The sequence below is a fragment of the Paenibacillus sp. J31R109 genome (genome assembly GCF_059692055.1).
The window spans coordinates 651,819-669,027 of the sequence record NZ_JCAUAR010000001.1 but is presented as its reverse complement, the minus strand read 5'-3'; the positions used below and the strand labels follow the sequence as shown (position 1 = coordinate 669,027).

15 protein-coding genes are annotated in these 17,209 nt (G+C 41.5%); all 15 read right to left on the bottom strand.

Features of this window, described 5'->3' with window-relative positions; translation table 11 throughout:
* Window positions 1-151: 151 nt before the first annotated feature.
* The gene (locus AC58QT_RS03035; RefSeq protein ID WP_497407619.1) at window positions 152-4,462 is read right to left on the bottom strand and encodes a PolC-type DNA polymerase III; all 4,311 of its coding nucleotides are present in this window, start codon (window positions 4,460-4,462) and stop codon (window positions 152-154) included.
* A gap of 70 nt (window positions 4,463-4,532) precedes the next feature.
* Window positions 4,533-5,981 carry a proline--tRNA ligase gene (gene proS / locus AC58QT_RS03030; protein WP_497407618.1) on the bottom strand — a complete coding sequence of 483 codons (1,449 nt, stop codon included), beginning with the start codon at window positions 5,979-5,981 and terminating at the stop codon, window positions 4,533-4,535.
* Window positions 5,982-6,002: 21 nt separating this feature from the next.
* A complete protein-coding gene (gene rseP, locus AC58QT_RS03025) occupies window positions 6,003-7,262 on the bottom strand; it encodes an RIP metalloprotease RseP (RefSeq protein ID WP_310500288.1) in 1,260 nt (419 codons plus the stop codon).
* Window positions 7,263-7,532: 270 nt separating this feature from the next.
* Complete coding sequence (locus AC58QT_RS03020; protein WP_497407617.1) at window positions 7,533-8,678, bottom strand: 1-deoxy-D-xylulose-5-phosphate reductoisomerase; 1,146 nt, start codon at window positions 8,676-8,678, stop codon at window positions 7,533-7,535.
* A 24-nt stretch (window positions 8,679-8,702) separates the two neighbouring features.
* Window positions 8,703-9,497 (bottom strand): phosphatidate cytidylyltransferase, encoded by a 795-nt coding sequence (locus AC58QT_RS03015; protein WP_497407616.1) that lies wholly within the window; start codon window positions 9,495-9,497, stop codon window positions 8,703-8,705.
* A 77-nt stretch (window positions 9,498-9,574) separates the two neighbouring features.
* Entirely contained in the window at window positions 9,575-10,348 is a 774-nt protein-coding gene (uppS, locus tag AC58QT_RS03010) for an undecaprenyl pyrophosphate synthase (protein ID WP_397341121.1), read from the bottom strand.
* Window positions 10,349-10,416: 68 nt separating this feature from the next.
* Window positions 10,417-10,971 (bottom strand): ribosome recycling factor, encoded by a 555-nt coding sequence (frr, locus tag AC58QT_RS03005; RefSeq protein ID WP_057315673.1) that lies wholly within the window; start codon window positions 10,969-10,971, stop codon window positions 10,417-10,419.
* A 3-nt stretch (window positions 10,972-10,974) separates the two neighbouring features.
* Entirely contained in the window at window positions 10,975-11,700 is a 726-nt protein-coding gene (pyrH, locus tag AC58QT_RS03000; RefSeq protein WP_310500292.1) for a UMP kinase, read from the bottom strand.
* 89 nt (window positions 11,701-11,789) lie between these two features.
* Window positions 11,790-12,440 carry a translation elongation factor Ts gene (tsf, locus tag AC58QT_RS02995; RefSeq protein WP_057315674.1) on the bottom strand — a complete coding sequence of 217 codons (651 nt, stop codon included), beginning with the start codon at window positions 12,438-12,440 and terminating at the stop codon, window positions 11,790-11,792.
* Window positions 12,441-12,556: 116 nt separating this feature from the next.
* Entirely contained in the window at window positions 12,557-13,255 is a 699-nt protein-coding gene (gene rpsB / locus AC58QT_RS02990; protein ID WP_056625008.1) for a 30S ribosomal protein S2, read from the bottom strand.
* 250 nt (window positions 13,256-13,505) lie between these two features.
* Window positions 13,506-14,027 (bottom strand): hypothetical protein, encoded by a 522-nt coding sequence (locus AC58QT_RS02985; protein ID WP_497407615.1) that lies wholly within the window; start codon window positions 14,025-14,027, stop codon window positions 13,506-13,508.
* Window positions 14,020-14,595: a hypothetical protein gene (locus AC58QT_RS02980; RefSeq protein WP_497407614.1), complete on the bottom strand. Its 576-nt coding sequence runs from the start codon at window positions 14,593-14,595 to the stop codon at window positions 14,020-14,022. The genes AC58QT_RS02985 and AC58QT_RS02980 overlap by 8 nt, the downstream gene beginning before the upstream one ends.
* A 31-nt stretch (window positions 14,596-14,626) precedes the next feature.
* Window positions 14,627-14,947: a hypothetical protein gene (locus AC58QT_RS02975; RefSeq protein ID WP_497407613.1), complete on the bottom strand. Its 321-nt coding sequence runs from the start codon at window positions 14,945-14,947 to the stop codon at window positions 14,627-14,629.
* 18 nt (window positions 14,948-14,965) lie between these two features.
* Window positions 14,966-16,381, bottom strand: a complete 1,416-nt coding sequence (locus AC58QT_RS02970; RefSeq protein ID WP_497407612.1) for a flagellar assembly protein A — start codon at window positions 16,379-16,381, stop codon at window positions 14,966-14,968.
* Window positions 16,382-16,409: 28 nt separating this feature from the next.
* Window positions 16,410-17,198, bottom strand: a complete 789-nt coding sequence (locus tag AC58QT_RS02965; protein WP_310500297.1) for a FliA/WhiG family RNA polymerase sigma factor — start codon at window positions 17,196-17,198, stop codon at window positions 16,410-16,412.
* Window positions 17,199-17,209: the final 11 nt, after the last annotated feature.

The window sequence follows — 17,209 nt, the reverse complement described above, 5'->3', positions numbered from 1 at the left end:
GAAAAGTCCTATATCAAAATGTAAAGAGTGGGTTTCCCCACTCTTTAATCACAAGATGATATCCTCATTATTGCCAATAAAAATTATACCATAACCAATCTTTGCATTACAATAGCAAACTTGTTAATCATTTTCACTTGACAGCTTATTATTAAAACAAAGAAAGTTGATTAGATTCAGGCATTCCACGGAAACATCCCATGGAAGTCAGCAGCTCAATGACAGTTTTGGATGCCTTGGATTTATTCTGAAAGTCCTCTACGGAGAGGAAGTCTCCTTCTTCTTTGGCGGCTGCAATATTTTTCGCTGCATTTTCACCAATACCAGACATTGCTGCAAAAGGTGGAATTAACGACGTCCCATCAATGATGAATTTTGTCGCATCCGAACGATAAATATCAATAGGTTTGAAACTAAAACCCCGCGATGTCATTTCTAACGCCATTTCAAGAATGGAAACCATGGCTTTCTCTTTCGGTAGCGCTTGAAAACCTTTCGCTTCAATCTCAACTAATACTTTAAGAATTGCGTCATATCCTTGGCATAATAATTCCAGATCAAAATCCGCTGCACGCACACTAAAGTAAGTCGCATAGTAAGCTATCGGGTGATACACTTTGAAGTAAGCAGTACGAACGGCAGAGATAACGTAAGCCGCAGCATGCGCTTTTGGAAACATATACTCAATCCGTTCGCAGGATTCAATATACCATGCTGGCACATTACATCGTTTCATCTCATCTTTCCATTCGTCTGTGAGGCCTTTCCCTTTACGCACACTCTCCGTAATTTTAAATGCAAGACCTGCATCCATCCCCGCTTTATAGATCAAATAGAGCATGATATCATCCCGACAGCCAATAACCGTCTTAATGTTACAAATCCCTTTTTTGATCAATTCCTGAGCGTTCCCCAACCAAACACCCGTTCCATGTGATAAACCGGATATTTGCAATAGATCGGCAAAAGAAGAAGGTTGCGTTTCTTGAAGCATTTGACGAACGAATTTCGTTCCCATCTCAGGAACGCCATACGTTGCGACAGGAGAACGAATCTGATCTGGTCTAACACCTAACGCTTCTGTAGAATTGAAAATACTCATCGCTTTGGCATCATTCATAGGAATCGTTGTTGGATCGATGCCAGTCAAATCTTGAAGCATCCTCATCATTGTCGGATCGTCGTGTCCCAGAATATCTAATTTTAGCAAGTTCGCATCGAAGGCATGATAGTCAAAATGAGTCGTCATCCATTCCGAATTTTTATCATCGGCAGGGAATTGAACCGGTGTGATATCATCGACTTCAATGTAATCTGGCACAACAACAATACCACCTGGATGCTGACCTGTGCTCCTTTTTACCCCAGTACAACCTGAAGCCAGTCGAGCAATCTCCGCACCGCGCCACTTCTGACCTTGTTCTTCTTCGTACTTTTTAACGAAACCGAACGCCGTTTTCTCCGCGACAGTACCGATCGTCCCTGCACGGAACACATTCTTAGGGCCAAAGATTTCCTTCGTGAAGTTATGTGCCACCGGTTGGTACACACCAGAGAAGTTCAAGTCGATATCGGGAACCTTGTCCCCTTTAAAACCAAGGAACGTCTCAAACGGAATGTCATGACCGTCACCTTTTAAATTGCCGCCGCAGGAAGGGCATTCTTTATTCGGTAGATCGAAACCACTCGGGACACTTCCGTCTAGGAACCACTCGCTATGCCTGCAGGAAAGACAGATATAGTGCGGCGGTAATGGATTAACCTCGGAAATACCTAACATCATCGCGACGACGGAAGAACCAACGGATCCCCGGGATCCTACGAGATAGCCGTCTGCATTCGACTTTTTAACAAGACGTTCTGAAATCAAATAGTTGGCCGAGAAACCGAATTTAATGATCGGAACAAGTTCTTTCTCCAGACGCGCAATGATAACTTCAGGAAGCTCTTCGCCATACATACCTTTGGCCGTGTCATAACAGGTTGTACGAATCTCTTCGTCAGCACCTTCGATAATTGGTGTAAATAACTTGTCTGGGAAAAGCTCAATGGATTCGAAGCGATCCGCCAGTTCATTTGTACTCCGAACCACTACTTCCATGGCCTTTTCCTGACCTAAAAAGCTAAACTCTTGCAGCATCTCTTTGGTCGTACGCAAATGCGCATCCGGTTTCTTCACCGCTTTAAGCGGGCTAAATCCTGTGATTCCGTTGATTGTAATGTCACGGCACACTTTCTCCCGTGGGTTCAAGTAATGTACGTTGCCTGTCGCAATGACGGGTTTTCCTGTTTTATAGCCAATCTCACAAACACGTCTTACCGCATTCTCTAGATCTTCTACAGAACCAACCAAACCTTTTTCAACAAGATGCATATTGTAGCTAACCGGTTGAATTTCGAGAATATCATAGAACTCCGAGACCTGTTCGGCTTCCTCAATCGTTTTGTTAAGAACAGCCTCGAAAAATTCTCCTTTTTCACAGCCTGAAGTCACAAGGAGTCCCTCTCGGTGTTCAACTAATACACTTTTGGGAATTGTAGCAGCTTTCTGTAAATAGGTTGTGTGCGACATGGAAATAAGCTTAAATAAATTTTTCTTCCCTACAGGGTTGAGCGCATAGATACAACAATGAAAAGGCCGTTGATTAGAGAGATCTTTCCCCACGTAATCATTGAGTTTGGCTAAGCTCATAATTTGACGATCATTAGCCTCATTAATTAAATGATAAAGTACATGCCCCAGCGCAATCGAGTCATCGATCGCACGGTGATGATTATCAAGTCCCACTTTAAATTTATCTGATAACGTATTTAAACGATGGTTCTTCATGGATGGGAACAGAAATCTTGCCAGCTCCAACGTATCCAGGACTGAGTTAGTTACTTCAGGCAAATTCATACGTTTTAAATTGGCTTGGAGAAAGCCCATATCAAATCGCGCATTATGTGCGACAAGTACGCAATCTCCAATAAACTCTACAAATTTGGGCAGCTCATCCTCGATATCTGGGGCATCCTTGACCATGTCATCATTGATATTCGTTAATTGCTGAATGTTATAAGGAATCTTCTCATGCGGATTGATAAATGTGGCGAAACGATCAATTTCTTTGCCATCTTGCATTTTCACACCGGCAAGCTCGATAATTCGATTATTAATGACCGATAGCCCCGTTGTCTCCACGTCAAAAATAACATAGGTCGATTGTTTCAAGTCAATATCTCGCCCATTCATAACAATTGGCACAGAATCATTGACTACATTCGCTTCGACACCGTAAATGACTTTGATACCGTGCTTTTTGGCTGCTTTACCGGCATCAGGAAAACATTGAATATTGCTATGATCGGTGACAGCGATGGCTTTATGACCCCATTTGGCTGCCAATTTCACATATTGATCAATTGGAGTAAGAGCGTCCATCGTACTCATCGTCGTATGCAAATGAAACTCAACGCGCTTCTCGGCAGCATCATCCATACGATCCCTAGGAGCCATTACTTCATATAGATCATTGGGAATCATAACAAGTTCGGGAATTTGCATAAAACGATCATATTCAACTTTCCCGCGCGCACGAATCCAAGTACCATTCGCTAGAAGACTCATGATCCTAACATCTTCTTTGGTTTTCGCAAAAACTTTCATAGCGAGTGAATCACTAAAGTCCGTGATGTTAAACGTAAACAATGTGTTGCCATTTCTCAGTTCTTTGACATCCAGTCCAAATACAGTACCTTGAACCGCGATTTTCTTCTCTTCTTCTTGAATATCTTTCAGTGGCGTCGGTACTTCCTTAATATCAATACCCATAACAAGTTTCACTTCGCCTTCAGGCAAGGAGGGTTCTTCTTCCTCCATGTCGATGGACATCATGATTTCTTGAGTAAAAGATTTCTCACCCTGCTCACGCTGTTTGGCGAATTTCTCATATTCCGCTTCGATTTCTGAAGAATCGCTCATCGCATATTTCACGGTTAGCTCGGTTTGAAAAAAGTTATGGAAAAAGTTCCGAATAAACATATCTATGTTTTTCTTCTTAGCAAGTTCAAGACCAATAGCATCTAGCATGATCAATGATAATGTATGTCCTTGGACATCAAACTTGGATTTGGACATCCAGCCATTTACAGAGGGCACTTCACGCTGCAACCATTCCATAAATAAACTCCAGTACTCATCAACGAGTACAGCTGGTTCTGCCTGTTCAAACTTCCAAATAAACCGAATTTTCGCGATTTGTGCAAATTTTTCTTGAATCATTTTACAAAACGAACGATAAATGTTCAGAGGCACAAGGTCATTTTTCACCAAATAAAATGTCCAGTCGCGGTTCTTTCGACTAATTTCTACTTGATCAATGTAGCCTTCTGTAAAATATGACCGTACAACATCGGCTGGAATCTCGGCTTGCTGCATCAAAAGCTCAAAGCGATTCCGTTTATCAGCCAAATTACTCATGAACAGCCTCCCCATAAAACATACCAAGGGCAATGGAGACAGACCTCCATATGCCCTTGATTGTAATTAATTAATAGCTTCGACCAAAAACAACTGTATGTTTAGAAGCTTCACCACATACAACGCAAGTTGATTTCGTTTCGGATGGATTGAACGGGATATTACGGCTTGTTGCTCCTGTTTCCTCTTTCACTTGCGATTCGCAAGCGTCAGATCCACACCAGCCAGCCAAGGCAAATCCACGTTTCGTTTCCAAGAAAGTCTTAAATTCGTCGATCGTATCCACCGCGATGTAATGCTCGTCACGGAATTGCTTCGCTTTATCATACATCTGCTGATGAATCTCAGCAAGTAAATTTTGAACTTCTTGGACGAAATCAGCTTGTTGAACGATTTTCTTTTCTCCGCTAACGCGAGATACGAGAACAACTACACCGTTCTCCATGTCACGAGGACCAAGCTCAACACGGATAGGCACACCGCGCATTTCGTACTCATTGAATTTCCAACCAGGACTTTGATCAGCACGATCATCCACTTTGACACGAACGCCTGCTTTCTTCAAATCAGCAAACAGCTCGTCCACACGACCGATAACCTGTTCGCGTGTTTTTGGCGGACCGATTGGGATCATGATTACTTGGGTAGGTGCAACCTTCGGTGGCAATACCAAACCGCGGTCGTCCCCGTGAACCATAATGAGTGCTCCAATTAAACGGGTACTTACTCCCCACGAAGTTGTGTGAGCAAATTGGTGCTGATTCTCACGATCCAAGAATTTAATATCGAAAGCAACAGCAAATTTATTGCCAAGGTAATGGGATGTACCCGCTTGGACGGCTTTACCGTCTTTCATCATCGCTTCAATAGAGAATGTATCAATCGCACCAGCAAATCTCTCAGATGGCGTTTTTTGACCCACAATGACAGGAATAGCTAGGAACTCTTCGGCAAATTGACGATACACGTCCAGCATTTGCATCGTCTCGCGGCGCGCATCCTGCTCATCTTCATGAGCGGTATGCCCTTCTTGCCACAAGAATTCCGTTGTACGAAGGAATGGTAATGTCCGTTTTTCCCAACGAACCACGTTCGCCCACTGGTTAATCAACAGCGGCAGATCACGGTAGGAGTTAATCCACTCCGAGTACATATGACCGATCATTGTTTCAGAGGTTGGACGAATAGCCAAACGCTCCTCTAACTTCTCACCACCTGCTTCTGTCACCCAAGGAAGTTCTGGATTAAAGCCCTCAACATGCTCTTTTTCCTTTTGGAAAAAGCTTTCTGGAATAAATAGCGGGAAGTACGCGTTGCGGTGACCTGTTTCTTTAAATTTGCTATCCAGTTCACGCTGAATATTTTCCCAAATTTCATAACCATCCGGTTTAAAAACGATACATCCGCGTACCGGGGAGTAACTCATTAAATCTGCTTTCTTAATAACATCTATATACCATCTGGAGAAATCTTCTCCTTGCGGTGTAATTTCTTTGACAAATTGCTTTTCGTTTGACATAAACCCTCCCACAGATTAGGACTAACCCTTAATCAATCGTAAAATATCATTGTACGTGACAGCAACCATTAGCAGCATCAACAACGCAAAACCAACAAAGTGAACCATACTCTCTCGATTCGGATCAATTGGTTTACCGCGCAATGCTTCTAAGCCCATAAATAGCAGACGACTTCCGTCTAGCGCAGGGATTGGTAAAAGATTAAAAATACCAAGATATAAACTTAAAGTTGCAGCCCAAGCAATTAAGGAGCTCAGTCCCATTTTGGCAAATTGCGCAGATACCTGTGCTGTTCGAACGGGACCACCCAAATCATCCAATTTAAACTGGAGCATCACAAGCTTTTGCAACCCCGTTACAATACCAATAGTCGTTCCAACAACGGAATCATAAGTACCTGTGAACACTTCACCAAGGGTAGCGCTTCTACGATCTCCGCTAATTACTACACCTAGCTTGCCAGCTCCATCTTCCATTTCAGGCGTAACTTGAAGCGTAAGTGGGTTACCAGCACGATCAACGACCCACGTCATCGTTTTCCCAGCGGATGACTGAATGGCTGACACCATTTTATTACGGTCATCGCCAATGGGTTGTTTATCAATAGACATGATAATGTCACCTTTTAGCAGACCCGCTTTTTCACCTGCTTTACCAGCAAGAACGGAATCCAGTTTCACATTCGTGAAAACGCCTGACATGATCACTACGATGAAAAACAAAACTATAGCTAAGATGAAGTTCATGACGGGCCCCATAACAATTGCCAAGGCACGTTTCCCTACTGATTTGGAACCAAATTGACGATCATAAGGAGCAATTTGGGTTTCCGTTCCCTTCGTGACCATCATCGCTTGAGGATCAACAGGATAAGTCACTTTCTCACCATCAACATCAATGGATAATCGAAGTGATTTATCTAAATCAATATGTTCCACAACCCCCATGATTACATTTGAGCGTCGATCCAACTGATCCAGATATAAGAAAGAAACTTGGTTTTGCTTATTTAATTTGATAGCAACCGTTTGTCCAGGGTTCACTTGAACAATTTCTGGATCTTCCCCTGCCATACGAACAAATCCACCAATAGGTAGTATTCGCAGCGTATAACGGGTCTCCCCTTTTTTATATGAAAAAATCTTAGGCCCGAAACCAATTGCAAATTCACGAACCAAAATACCTGCACGTTTTGCAAAGTAAAAATGACCCCATTCATGAATCGTAACAAGAACGAAAAACAACAAAATAACCTTTAATCCAACTTCAATGGCCGACAAGTCGTATTTCCTCCCTCGGGTTTTCTTCAGAAAACTATCCTATGTAACAATGACCACATGCTTTCGCTTATTGGGACGTTCTATAAGCAGCAACTTCAGATCAGCTGTTCTTGTTCTTAGATTACCACTATTGAACAGCTGAATACAAGCTATGCCTGCTCAGGTCATTATACGAACTCAGAGAAATAATTAGACTTTGATTACCAACCTAGTGTTGGAAATTAAAAAGAAGAGCTGAGCCATGCAAGCTGACCTAGCTCTTCCTGAGATTTAGAAGCGGATAGATGCGGCAAATGCTCTAGCCCATTGATCTTGTTCATGAATCAACTCAATTGTCGGGTTAGCATGTGGCTCATGTTTGTACAGCGCAGCTTCAATAATATCTTCAATTTGTAAAAATGAGATGTCACCCTTCAGAAAACGAGCCACTGCAATCTCATTGGCAGCATTATAAACCGTAGGGGTGACACCACCTTGTTTACCACTTTCAAATGCCATACGAAGGCACGGGAAACGTGTATAATCCATTTCACGGAAATGTAGCTTTCCAATCGCTGCTAAGTCCAATCTGGAAGTAGGTGTCGGATAACGATCCGGATAGGTTAAAGCGTACTGAATAGGAACTCTCATATCTGGGTTACCTAACTGAGCGATAACACTATGATCAACAAATTCAATGTAGGAGTGAATCACACTTTCCGGATGTAGGATAACTTTAATATCCTCATAGGACAATCCGAAGAGCCAATGTGCTTCCATCACTTCAAGACCTTTGTTCACCATCGTTGCAGAATCAATAGTGATTTTGGCACCCATAGACCAATTCGGATGCTTGAGTGCATCCGCCACAGTTACACCCACTAACTGTTCCCGTGTACGATCTCGAAAGGAACCCCCAGAAGCTGTAATCGTGATTTGAGCGATTTGGGATCGCTTCTCCCCATTTAAACATTGAAAAATAGCAGAATGCTCACTATCAATCGGTAATAAGGCAACTCCCTTACGAGCAACAGCTTCCGTTACAATATGTCCAGCACTAACAAGAGTCTCCTTGTTGGCTAGACCAATATCTTTACCTGCTTCGATTGCAGCTAACGTAGGTTTTAACCCTTGACTGCCAACAAGTGCACTTACAAGTAACTCCGCATCCGTGGAAGCGGCAACCTCTAGTAAACCTTCTTCCCCATATAAAACTTTGATACCAGAAGGAATTTGACCAGCTACCTCTTCTGCAAGAGCCTTTGTCGCAACAGATACAAGCTTTGGACGAAACTGTTTGGCTTGTTCTATGACCAGTTCACCATTATAACCGGCTGAAATAGCTTCGACTTGAAACATTTCAGGCGAATGCTGCACGATATCTAAGGTTTGAGTCCCTATCGAGCCTGTTGAACCCAAGATGGCGATTTTTTTCATAAGTTTCAACCCCGTTTATGAGAATTAGTTAGGAATCAAGTCGAGCAGATAGATAAACGGAAAAACAATTAACCAACTATCCATCCGATCGAGTACACCGCCATGTCCTGGCAGCAATGTCCCTGTGTCTTTAATTCCTTTTACACGTTTATACGCGGATTGAATTAAATCACCGATTTGCCCTACTACCGCGATCACAAATCCCAATAATAGTGCTTTCCCTACACTTAATAGTTCTGGCGAGTACCATGCGAATCCTAATGCCAAAATCATTGCGATAATAACCCCACCGATGGCGCCTTCAATCGACTTTTTAGGACTAATTTGAGGCCACAAAGGGTGTTTACCTAATTTGGAACCGACAAAATATGCACCAGCATCCGATGCCCAAATACAGACGAAAACCATAATCGTCCAAAATAAGCCATTTTCCGCCAAACGTGCTTCAATCATATAGTTAAAACCAAATCCAATGTATACGACACCTAGCAAAATCACTGAAACTTGGTCAATCGTGATTTTGTTTTTAGAGGCTACTGTAATAAAAAGTAAGACGAACATGGCAAACCAGGTGATTGCAGTAAAAGAAAAAGTAAATGTTATCCCTAACAATCCCCAAGGAATTGTCAAACAAAGTAGCGCTACGAGACCCGCGGCAGCTGTTAGTTTATAAGGCATATACCCATTCATTTGTAAATACTCACGATATCCAATAATTGAAACGAGTACAATTAAGCCTGCATACCACAAATCACCAAGTACTAGAAGTGTAATAAATGCAAGACCAGCTATAACACCTGTAATAATCCTTTGTTTCAAGTAGAATCCCCCTAGATGAACAACGTTTATCTCTAAGCCATCCATTTTTAGTGACAAAACGATTACACAATCAACTGTTAAATACCACCGTATCTTCTTGCACGACGCTGATATTCAGCAATGGCTTGCATAAATAAGTCCTCCGTGAATTCTGGCCAATAGGCATCTGTAAACCATAATTCCGAATAAGCTAATTGCCAAAGCAAAAAGTTGCTTAGTCGCAATTCTCCACTCGTTCGAATCAATAAATCGGGATCAGGCAAATCGGAAGTTAACATGTAAGATGAAAAAATCGATTCATCCAACTCATCTGACTTCAAGCTTCCGTTTTCCAAATCCCTCATCATATCTTGAACGCCCGCGATGATTTCCTTACGTCCGCCATAATTTAAAGCAAAATTCAAAATAAGACCTGTGTTATCTTTCGTCCGCTCGATTGCCCCTTCTATCGCTTTCAGCGTATAGTCAGGTAATCCTTCTTTCCAACCCGTCATGCGAATGCGCACATTGTTTTGAATTAACTCTTCAATTTCCAAAGGGAAGAACTCTTGTGGCAGCTTCATCAGAAACTCTACTTCATCTTTCGGGCGTTTCCAATTCTCTGTAGAGAAAGCGTACATGGTCAAAACTTTAACCCCAATATCATTGGCTGCCATAGTAATTTTCTTTACGTTCTTCATGCCGGAATGATGTCCTGCTACACGAGGCAAACCTCTTTGTTTAGCCCAGCGGCCATTTCCATCCATAATAATCGCAACGTGCGCTGGTACTTTGTCCAGCTCTATTTCAGGGGCTGCCGAAGTCACAGTCTTTCGCGTTTGGTTTAACCACTTCTTAAATAGCTTGAGCACAATTGTTCCTCCCAACTAGGGAAAGATGAAAAACCCCCAGCGAATGAATACCCGGGGGCATATCTATCTTATACTTCCATGATTTCTTTTTCTTTAGCAGCCAAAACTTTTTCAACTTCAGCTACGAATTTATCAGTAAATTTCTGAATGTCCTCTTGATGCTTACGGGACTCATCCTCAGAAATGCCTGCTTTCTCAAGCTTTTTAATTTCGTCGTTCGCATCACGGCGAATATTACGAATAGCAATTTTGGCTTCTTCGCCAAATTTTTTCGTCATTTTCACCAAGTCATTACGACGCTCTTCTGTTAATGCAGGAATAACAATCCGAATAACGATCCCGTCATTCGATGGCGTTAAACCTAAATCAGATTTCATAATTGCCTTCTCAATAGAAGACATGGAGCTTTTATCCCAAGGTTGAATAAGAAGGGTACGTGAATCTGGTGTTGTTAAGTTAGCTAATTGATTAACAGGCGTCATTGCCCCATAGTATTCAACTTGAATACGGTCTAATAATGATGGCGTAGCACGTCCCGCACGAAGGGATGTTAAATCTCTTCTTAGCGCTCCAATCGCTTTGTCCATCCGATCTTCTGCATTCTTCTTCACTGATTGCGGCATGGTTTATACGCTCCCTTTAACTGTAGTCCCGATTTTATCGCCAAGGACCACTCGTTTGATATTCCCTTTTTCCGTGATGTTAAACACAACTAACGGAATGTTGTTATCCATACAAAGGGAAGATGCAGTGGAGTCCATGACACCAAGATTATTACTAATTACTTCCATATAGGTTAACGTTTCGAATTTCTTCGCTGTTGGATCTTTGAATGGATCTGCTGAGTAAACGCCATCCACTTTATTTTTAGCCATAAGAATAACTTCAGCTTCAATCTCGGCTGCTCTCAGGGCTGCTGTTGTGTCCGTCGAGAAGTAAGGATTACCTGTCCCCGCGGCGAAAATAACGACTCTACCCTTTTCGAGATGGCGCATAGCTCTCCTACGTATGTAAGGTTCAGCGACTTGTTGCATAGTAATGGAGGACTGGACTCTAGTGGGAACCTCAATGTTTTCCAAAGCATCTTGCAAAGCAAGTGAGTTCATGACCGTTGCTAGCATACCCATGTAGTCTGCTGTTGCACGATCCATTCCTTTCTCACTACCCGCGATTCCACGCCAAATATTTCCACCGCCAACAACGATAGCTACCTCGACATTTAATTCTACAACATCCTTTACTTGTTGAGCAATAGATGTAATCACTTCTGAATCAATGCCATATCCTTGCTGTCCGGCTAAAGCTTCGCCGCTCAATTTAAGCACTATTCTTTTATAAAAAGGTTGACCCAACTTGTATGACCTCCGTTCATGCATACTTCCATGTCTTTAAGGGCTAAAAAAGAAGGAACACCAAGTGTTCCAACTTTTTTAAATGCCTATTATAGTTTAACTTGGGACATAACTTCTTCCGCAAAGTTTTCTTGTTTCTTCTCAAGACCTTCACCAAGACCGAAACGAACGAAACGACGAATGGAGATGTTCTCGCCGATAGCCGCGATTTTCTCATTCAACAATTGATCGATTGTTTTGTCTGGATCTTTAATGAATGCTTGCTCCATTAAGCAGAACTCTTCGTAGTATTTACCAATACGGCCTTCAACCATTTTGTCGATAATTTTTTCTGGTTTGCCTTCGTTCAGAGCTTGGTTACGAAGAATTTCTTTTTCTTTTTCCAAAGCTTCTGTTGGTACTTCTTCACGACGAACATATGAAGGGTTTGCTGCTGCGATGTGCATAGCAATGTCTCTGCAGAACGTTCTGAATTGCTCTGTTTTACCAACGAAGTCAGTTTCACAGTTGATCTCAACAAGAACCCCAACTTTACCACCAGCGTGAATGTAAGATTCTACAGCGCCTTCTGTAGCAATACGTCCAGCTTTGTTAGCTGCTGCAGAAAGACCTTTTTCACGAAGAAGTTCACCTGCTTTTGTGATATCGCCGTTTGCTTCTTCAAGTGCTTTCTTGCAATCTAACATCCCTGCACCTGTTTTTTCACGTAATTCTTTTACTTGTGCTGCTGTAACTGCCATGGAAGAAACCTCCTGAGATTTAGTTATTGTCTATATGTAACACTAGTGTATTCTCTAAAAAAAGGGTGGTGACAGGCTGTTACACCTTCCAACCACCCTTTTCACATTGCTATAATTTAAGCTGTTGTTTGCTCGCCTTGGTGTGCTTCGATAACGGCATCAGCAATTTTCGCTGTTAACAATTTAACTGCGCGGATTGCATCATCGTTACCAGGAATCACGTAATCGATTTCGTCTGGATCACAGTTTGTATCTACGATACCAACGATTGGGATACCCAATTTACGAGCTTCTGCTACAGCAATACGCTCTTTACGAGGATCGATAATGAAAAGTGCACTTGGCAAACCTTTCATGTTCTTGATTCCGCCTAGGAATTTCTCAAGACGCTCTTTCTCTTTGCGAAGAATGATAACTTCTTTCTTAGGTAGAACTTCGAAAGTGCCATCCTCTTCCCATCTTTCAAGAGTTTTCAAGCGATCGATACGTTTTTGAATAGTTTGGAAGTTAGTTAATGTACCACCCAACCAACGTTGGTTGATGAAGTACATGCCACAACGTTCTGCTTCTTCAGCAACGGAATCTTGTGCTTGTTTTTTAGTTCCTACGAAAAGGATTGTACCATTGTCTTCGGATACGGATTTAACAAAGTTGTAAGCTTCCTCAACTTTTTTAACCGTTTTTTGAAGATCGATGATGTAAATACCGTTTCTTTCAGTAAAAATGTACTTGTCCATTTTCGGGTTCCAACGACGTGTTTGGTGACCGAAATGTACGCCAGCTTCTAAAAGCTGTTTCATGGAGATAACTGCCATCCCCAATCCCTCCTCTTAAATGGTTTATTTGGTATCCGCCGCCCCTCGCATCTTTGCATAAAACCTACCGAAGTAAGCACCATTATGCAAATTGACGGGCGTGAGTTTTTAACACCGTGAATAAATATACCACAACTGAAAACAAGGTGCAACCTTTAATCCTGAAAGTCATTCTTCCCTAGAATTGGCAAGTTTATGTGTTTGAAAACAAAAAAAGATCTTCAGTAAAAAGATCCTTTTGCCAAATATCTTATTGAGCAGTAATCAAATTTGTTACAAGTGCCTGCATGTCCAAATTACCAACAAACTCATGGAAACCTACTTGAATCTTGCTGTTGCCACCTTGCTTATTAAGCTCCGCTATAAATGCTTTACGATCTGTAATTATGCCTGAGCGAATCATTAATTCAGCTACAGCTGTTGCATCCAAGTTGGGCTGTACATAAAGAATGATTTTTGATGAAACAGGTGGCTGCGAAGTACTAGGCTGATCTTGCGGCTTTGCAGCTGCTAGCTTATCAGTTTCCTCTTTGAGTTTCTTCTGAACTATATCATCTAATTCCACTTGGGTGTACAACTTTATATTTTTCTCGTGTACTTGATAATATTTGGAGGCTTCCACTTTAAGCTTCTGAGGGTCCATCTCCTCCAAAGATATACCACTTCCAGACTGACTCGGACTGCTTGGTCGTAGCAACATAACTTGAAGAAGAATAGCACCTACAATTATACCCATTCCAATGCCTGAAACCAACGCTCTATTTTTAAACACGTGTCCGTTCCTCCTGTCTCGAAAGCTGCAGGATCAAACTGACCTCGCCTTTATTCATATTAAGTTTCTTGGCAATAGCTTCTACACTTTTCCCTTGATCATGCAAGGTAAATAATTCAGCATATCGACTTTTCATGCTTAAACCTTCATAAACGACTTCCTCAGGCATCTCTTCTGGAGCTACAGTGAGAACGTCCGTTTGGTTGGGACTCTGGTAATCTGGCTTATTAAAAGAAGTTAACAATTCATCTGCAGTCGATAAGGGTTGTTGATTAACATGAAACGTAGTTAGCTCTTTGGACAGCTCCTGTTTTTGTCTCTCCAGGGATTCCAACCGACCTGCCAATTTAGCAAGTTCAATTTCATAGTCCTGTTTTGTTTTTGAAAATAGATCAAGCATGGTTTGATTTTGTTCTTCCATTTCAGCTGCGAAGTGTTCGATTGTATCTTCGATTTCTTGTACAACCGTAGCTTTTGCAGAAGCAGTTGTCGTTTGATCCCTCGGAATAAACCTTGCGTAAACAATCAGTACAAGGCCCAGAAGGATGACATATAACACCGGTTGCATAACCATAAGGTTCACCTTTTTCTATAGCAAGTTAGAGCGACAAGTCAATACGATGACCTTTATAAGGATGCATAGGCTGTTGTTCCGTATCCTTAGATAGACTCTCTAATGGCCTTCTTGTCTTACTTTTACCTAATTGCGCTTTCTTTTGTTCACGACGATCCATAATATCAGCACGTCCACCCTCTTCGAGTTTGCTAGTACGCCCTCGATCACGTTCCGTTGTTTGGGTGGCTTGATTTTCTAAAATCGTCTCATCCTGACGCGGCTTCTGCATCAATTGATTTTGTTTAATACCCGCCTCATCATTTTTGTGTACAGCGAATTGTAAATCGATGGCATTAAAACTCATCGTTTACTCCCTCCTCACTTACACGTTTGGACTCATAGATATATCCCCATCGCTTAATCGGAATATGACGCGGCTCGTAGGGTCCTTAATAAATTTCGTATAACGACCAATTACGATTTTCGTACCACCATATATAGTAGAAACAACTTGAACCTTGGCATTTTCAGAGTCTTCAAGTGATTTCTCAATTTCTAAAATGCGATCCTTCAAAGTGATTTGTTCGTCCAAAGCTTGCTTCTTTGTGTTATTGAGTTTAATACGCATAGCTAATTTATCAGGGCTTAACTGACCAGCAGCAGCCAATTGATCCAATAAAGAAAGCGCTTTACTTGTTTTCTCCATGTTTTCACCCAATGCCCTAAGGTTATTACGTAATTGGATCATTTCATTACGTAATTCAGGCAATACACCTACCTCAATTACTGTACTCGTTGACATGGAATTACCAATGGTTCTAGCAGTCACTCGTTCGCCCGCTTGAATAGTCCCACCTACGATTAACCCCTTTGCCCCCACACAATTCACGCATTTGCCTGCTCTCACTATCGAGTGCATAATACTCTGTGAAACGTTCAAATCACCAGAAACTTCAATCGTTGCATCTTGAATGAAAGAACTTTTTACATTTTTGCCAGCTTTGATGAATGCTTTATTTTGCCCAACAATACCAGCCGAAATTTCTATCGAACCTTCAGCTTCCAACTCCGCGGCTTCAACGCCACCTGTAACACGGATATCTCCAGCCGCGCGAATTTTGAATCCTGGCAGCACATTGCCTCTTACAACAACCGTACCAATAAAATCAATATTACCGATATTAAAATCAACATCCCCATTGATTTCGTAAACAGGGAAAACATTAATTTTGTCTCGGTCGGTTCTTACCACCATTCCGTCGATCGTTGCATAAAGCCCTAATTGCTCTGCATCCATTACAACATTTTTGCCGACTTTAAATCTTGCTTCTTTTCCAGCTTTGGCAAAAAGCGTTTCCCCAGTGACAGCACGTCCAGGCGACCCAGCTGTTGCTGTAAATCGTTGACCAATTAATTGACCCTTTTTTACGTTATGAATTGCTATAACTTCTTTATAATTGACCCGGCCGTCTTCCAGCTCCATAGGTTTTTTTTCATTGTCATCAAAGTCAAATGTTAACTTAATGTAACCATTCTGACCTTCAACAGGTTTCGTTCCAGATGCAATTAAAGTCTTCTTTAAATAAAAGGATTTTGGGTTTGCCGCTATTTCTGCAAGCACAACCTGATTCACACCGTGAATAATACGATTTTTTTGAACGATGTCTAATAATTGGCCAACTGAGACTTTAAACGAATCTTCTGTATTACTTAAGGAGAGATGAGCGGATAGTTTGTCATCAGACACAGTAATACTAATGAAGAAATCCAAAGGCATGTTCCCTTCACTCACGGACATACCACCTTTCCATGCATTCAGATTAAGTTTAATTATTTTGAAAAAGTTGATTCTTAAATCGCCCAAGCACACCTTTAAGTCTTAAGATAGCTTTCGAATGTAGTTGAGAAATACGGGATGGTGACAAACACATAACTTCTGCTATTTCACTTAACGATAATTCTTCAAAATAAAATAAAGAGACAACTGTTCGTTCTTTTTCTGTCAATCGGTCTATTGCTTTCGCCAATGATTCCTTCAGATAAAACTCATTTACTTGTGCTTCTGGATTCTTGGCTTTCTCATCAACTATGAGAGATAATCTAGTTTCTGACTCTTCTTCTCGAATGGGATCATCAATCGAACAAATGGTAGTGATGGAAATATCCTGAAGCATTTGCTGAAAATCCTGTTCACTGATTTCCAAATAAGAGCTGATCTCACTATCTGTAACAGATCGTAGATGTTGCTGTTCGAGCTTTTGATAAGCCTCTTCTACCTTTTTAGCCTTTTCTCTCACAGATCTTGGAACCCAATCACCTTGACGTAAACCATCAATTATTGATCCGCGAATTCTCCATGAAGCATAGGTTTCAAATTGTAACCCACGAGCATAATCAAACTTCTCTATGGCATCAATCAATCCCATAGCTCCAAAGCTGGATAAGTCGTCTTTGGAAACACTTTTAGGAAGGCCGATAGCTAATCTACCTGAAACATACTCAACTAATGGTAAATAGTTCTCAATAAGTTCTTGTCTCGCTGCTACAAGCCCTTGTTCCTTCCACTGTTTCCACAATTCAATATTGGCTAGCTGAACTTGCTTTTGATCAATCATGATTTCTGATT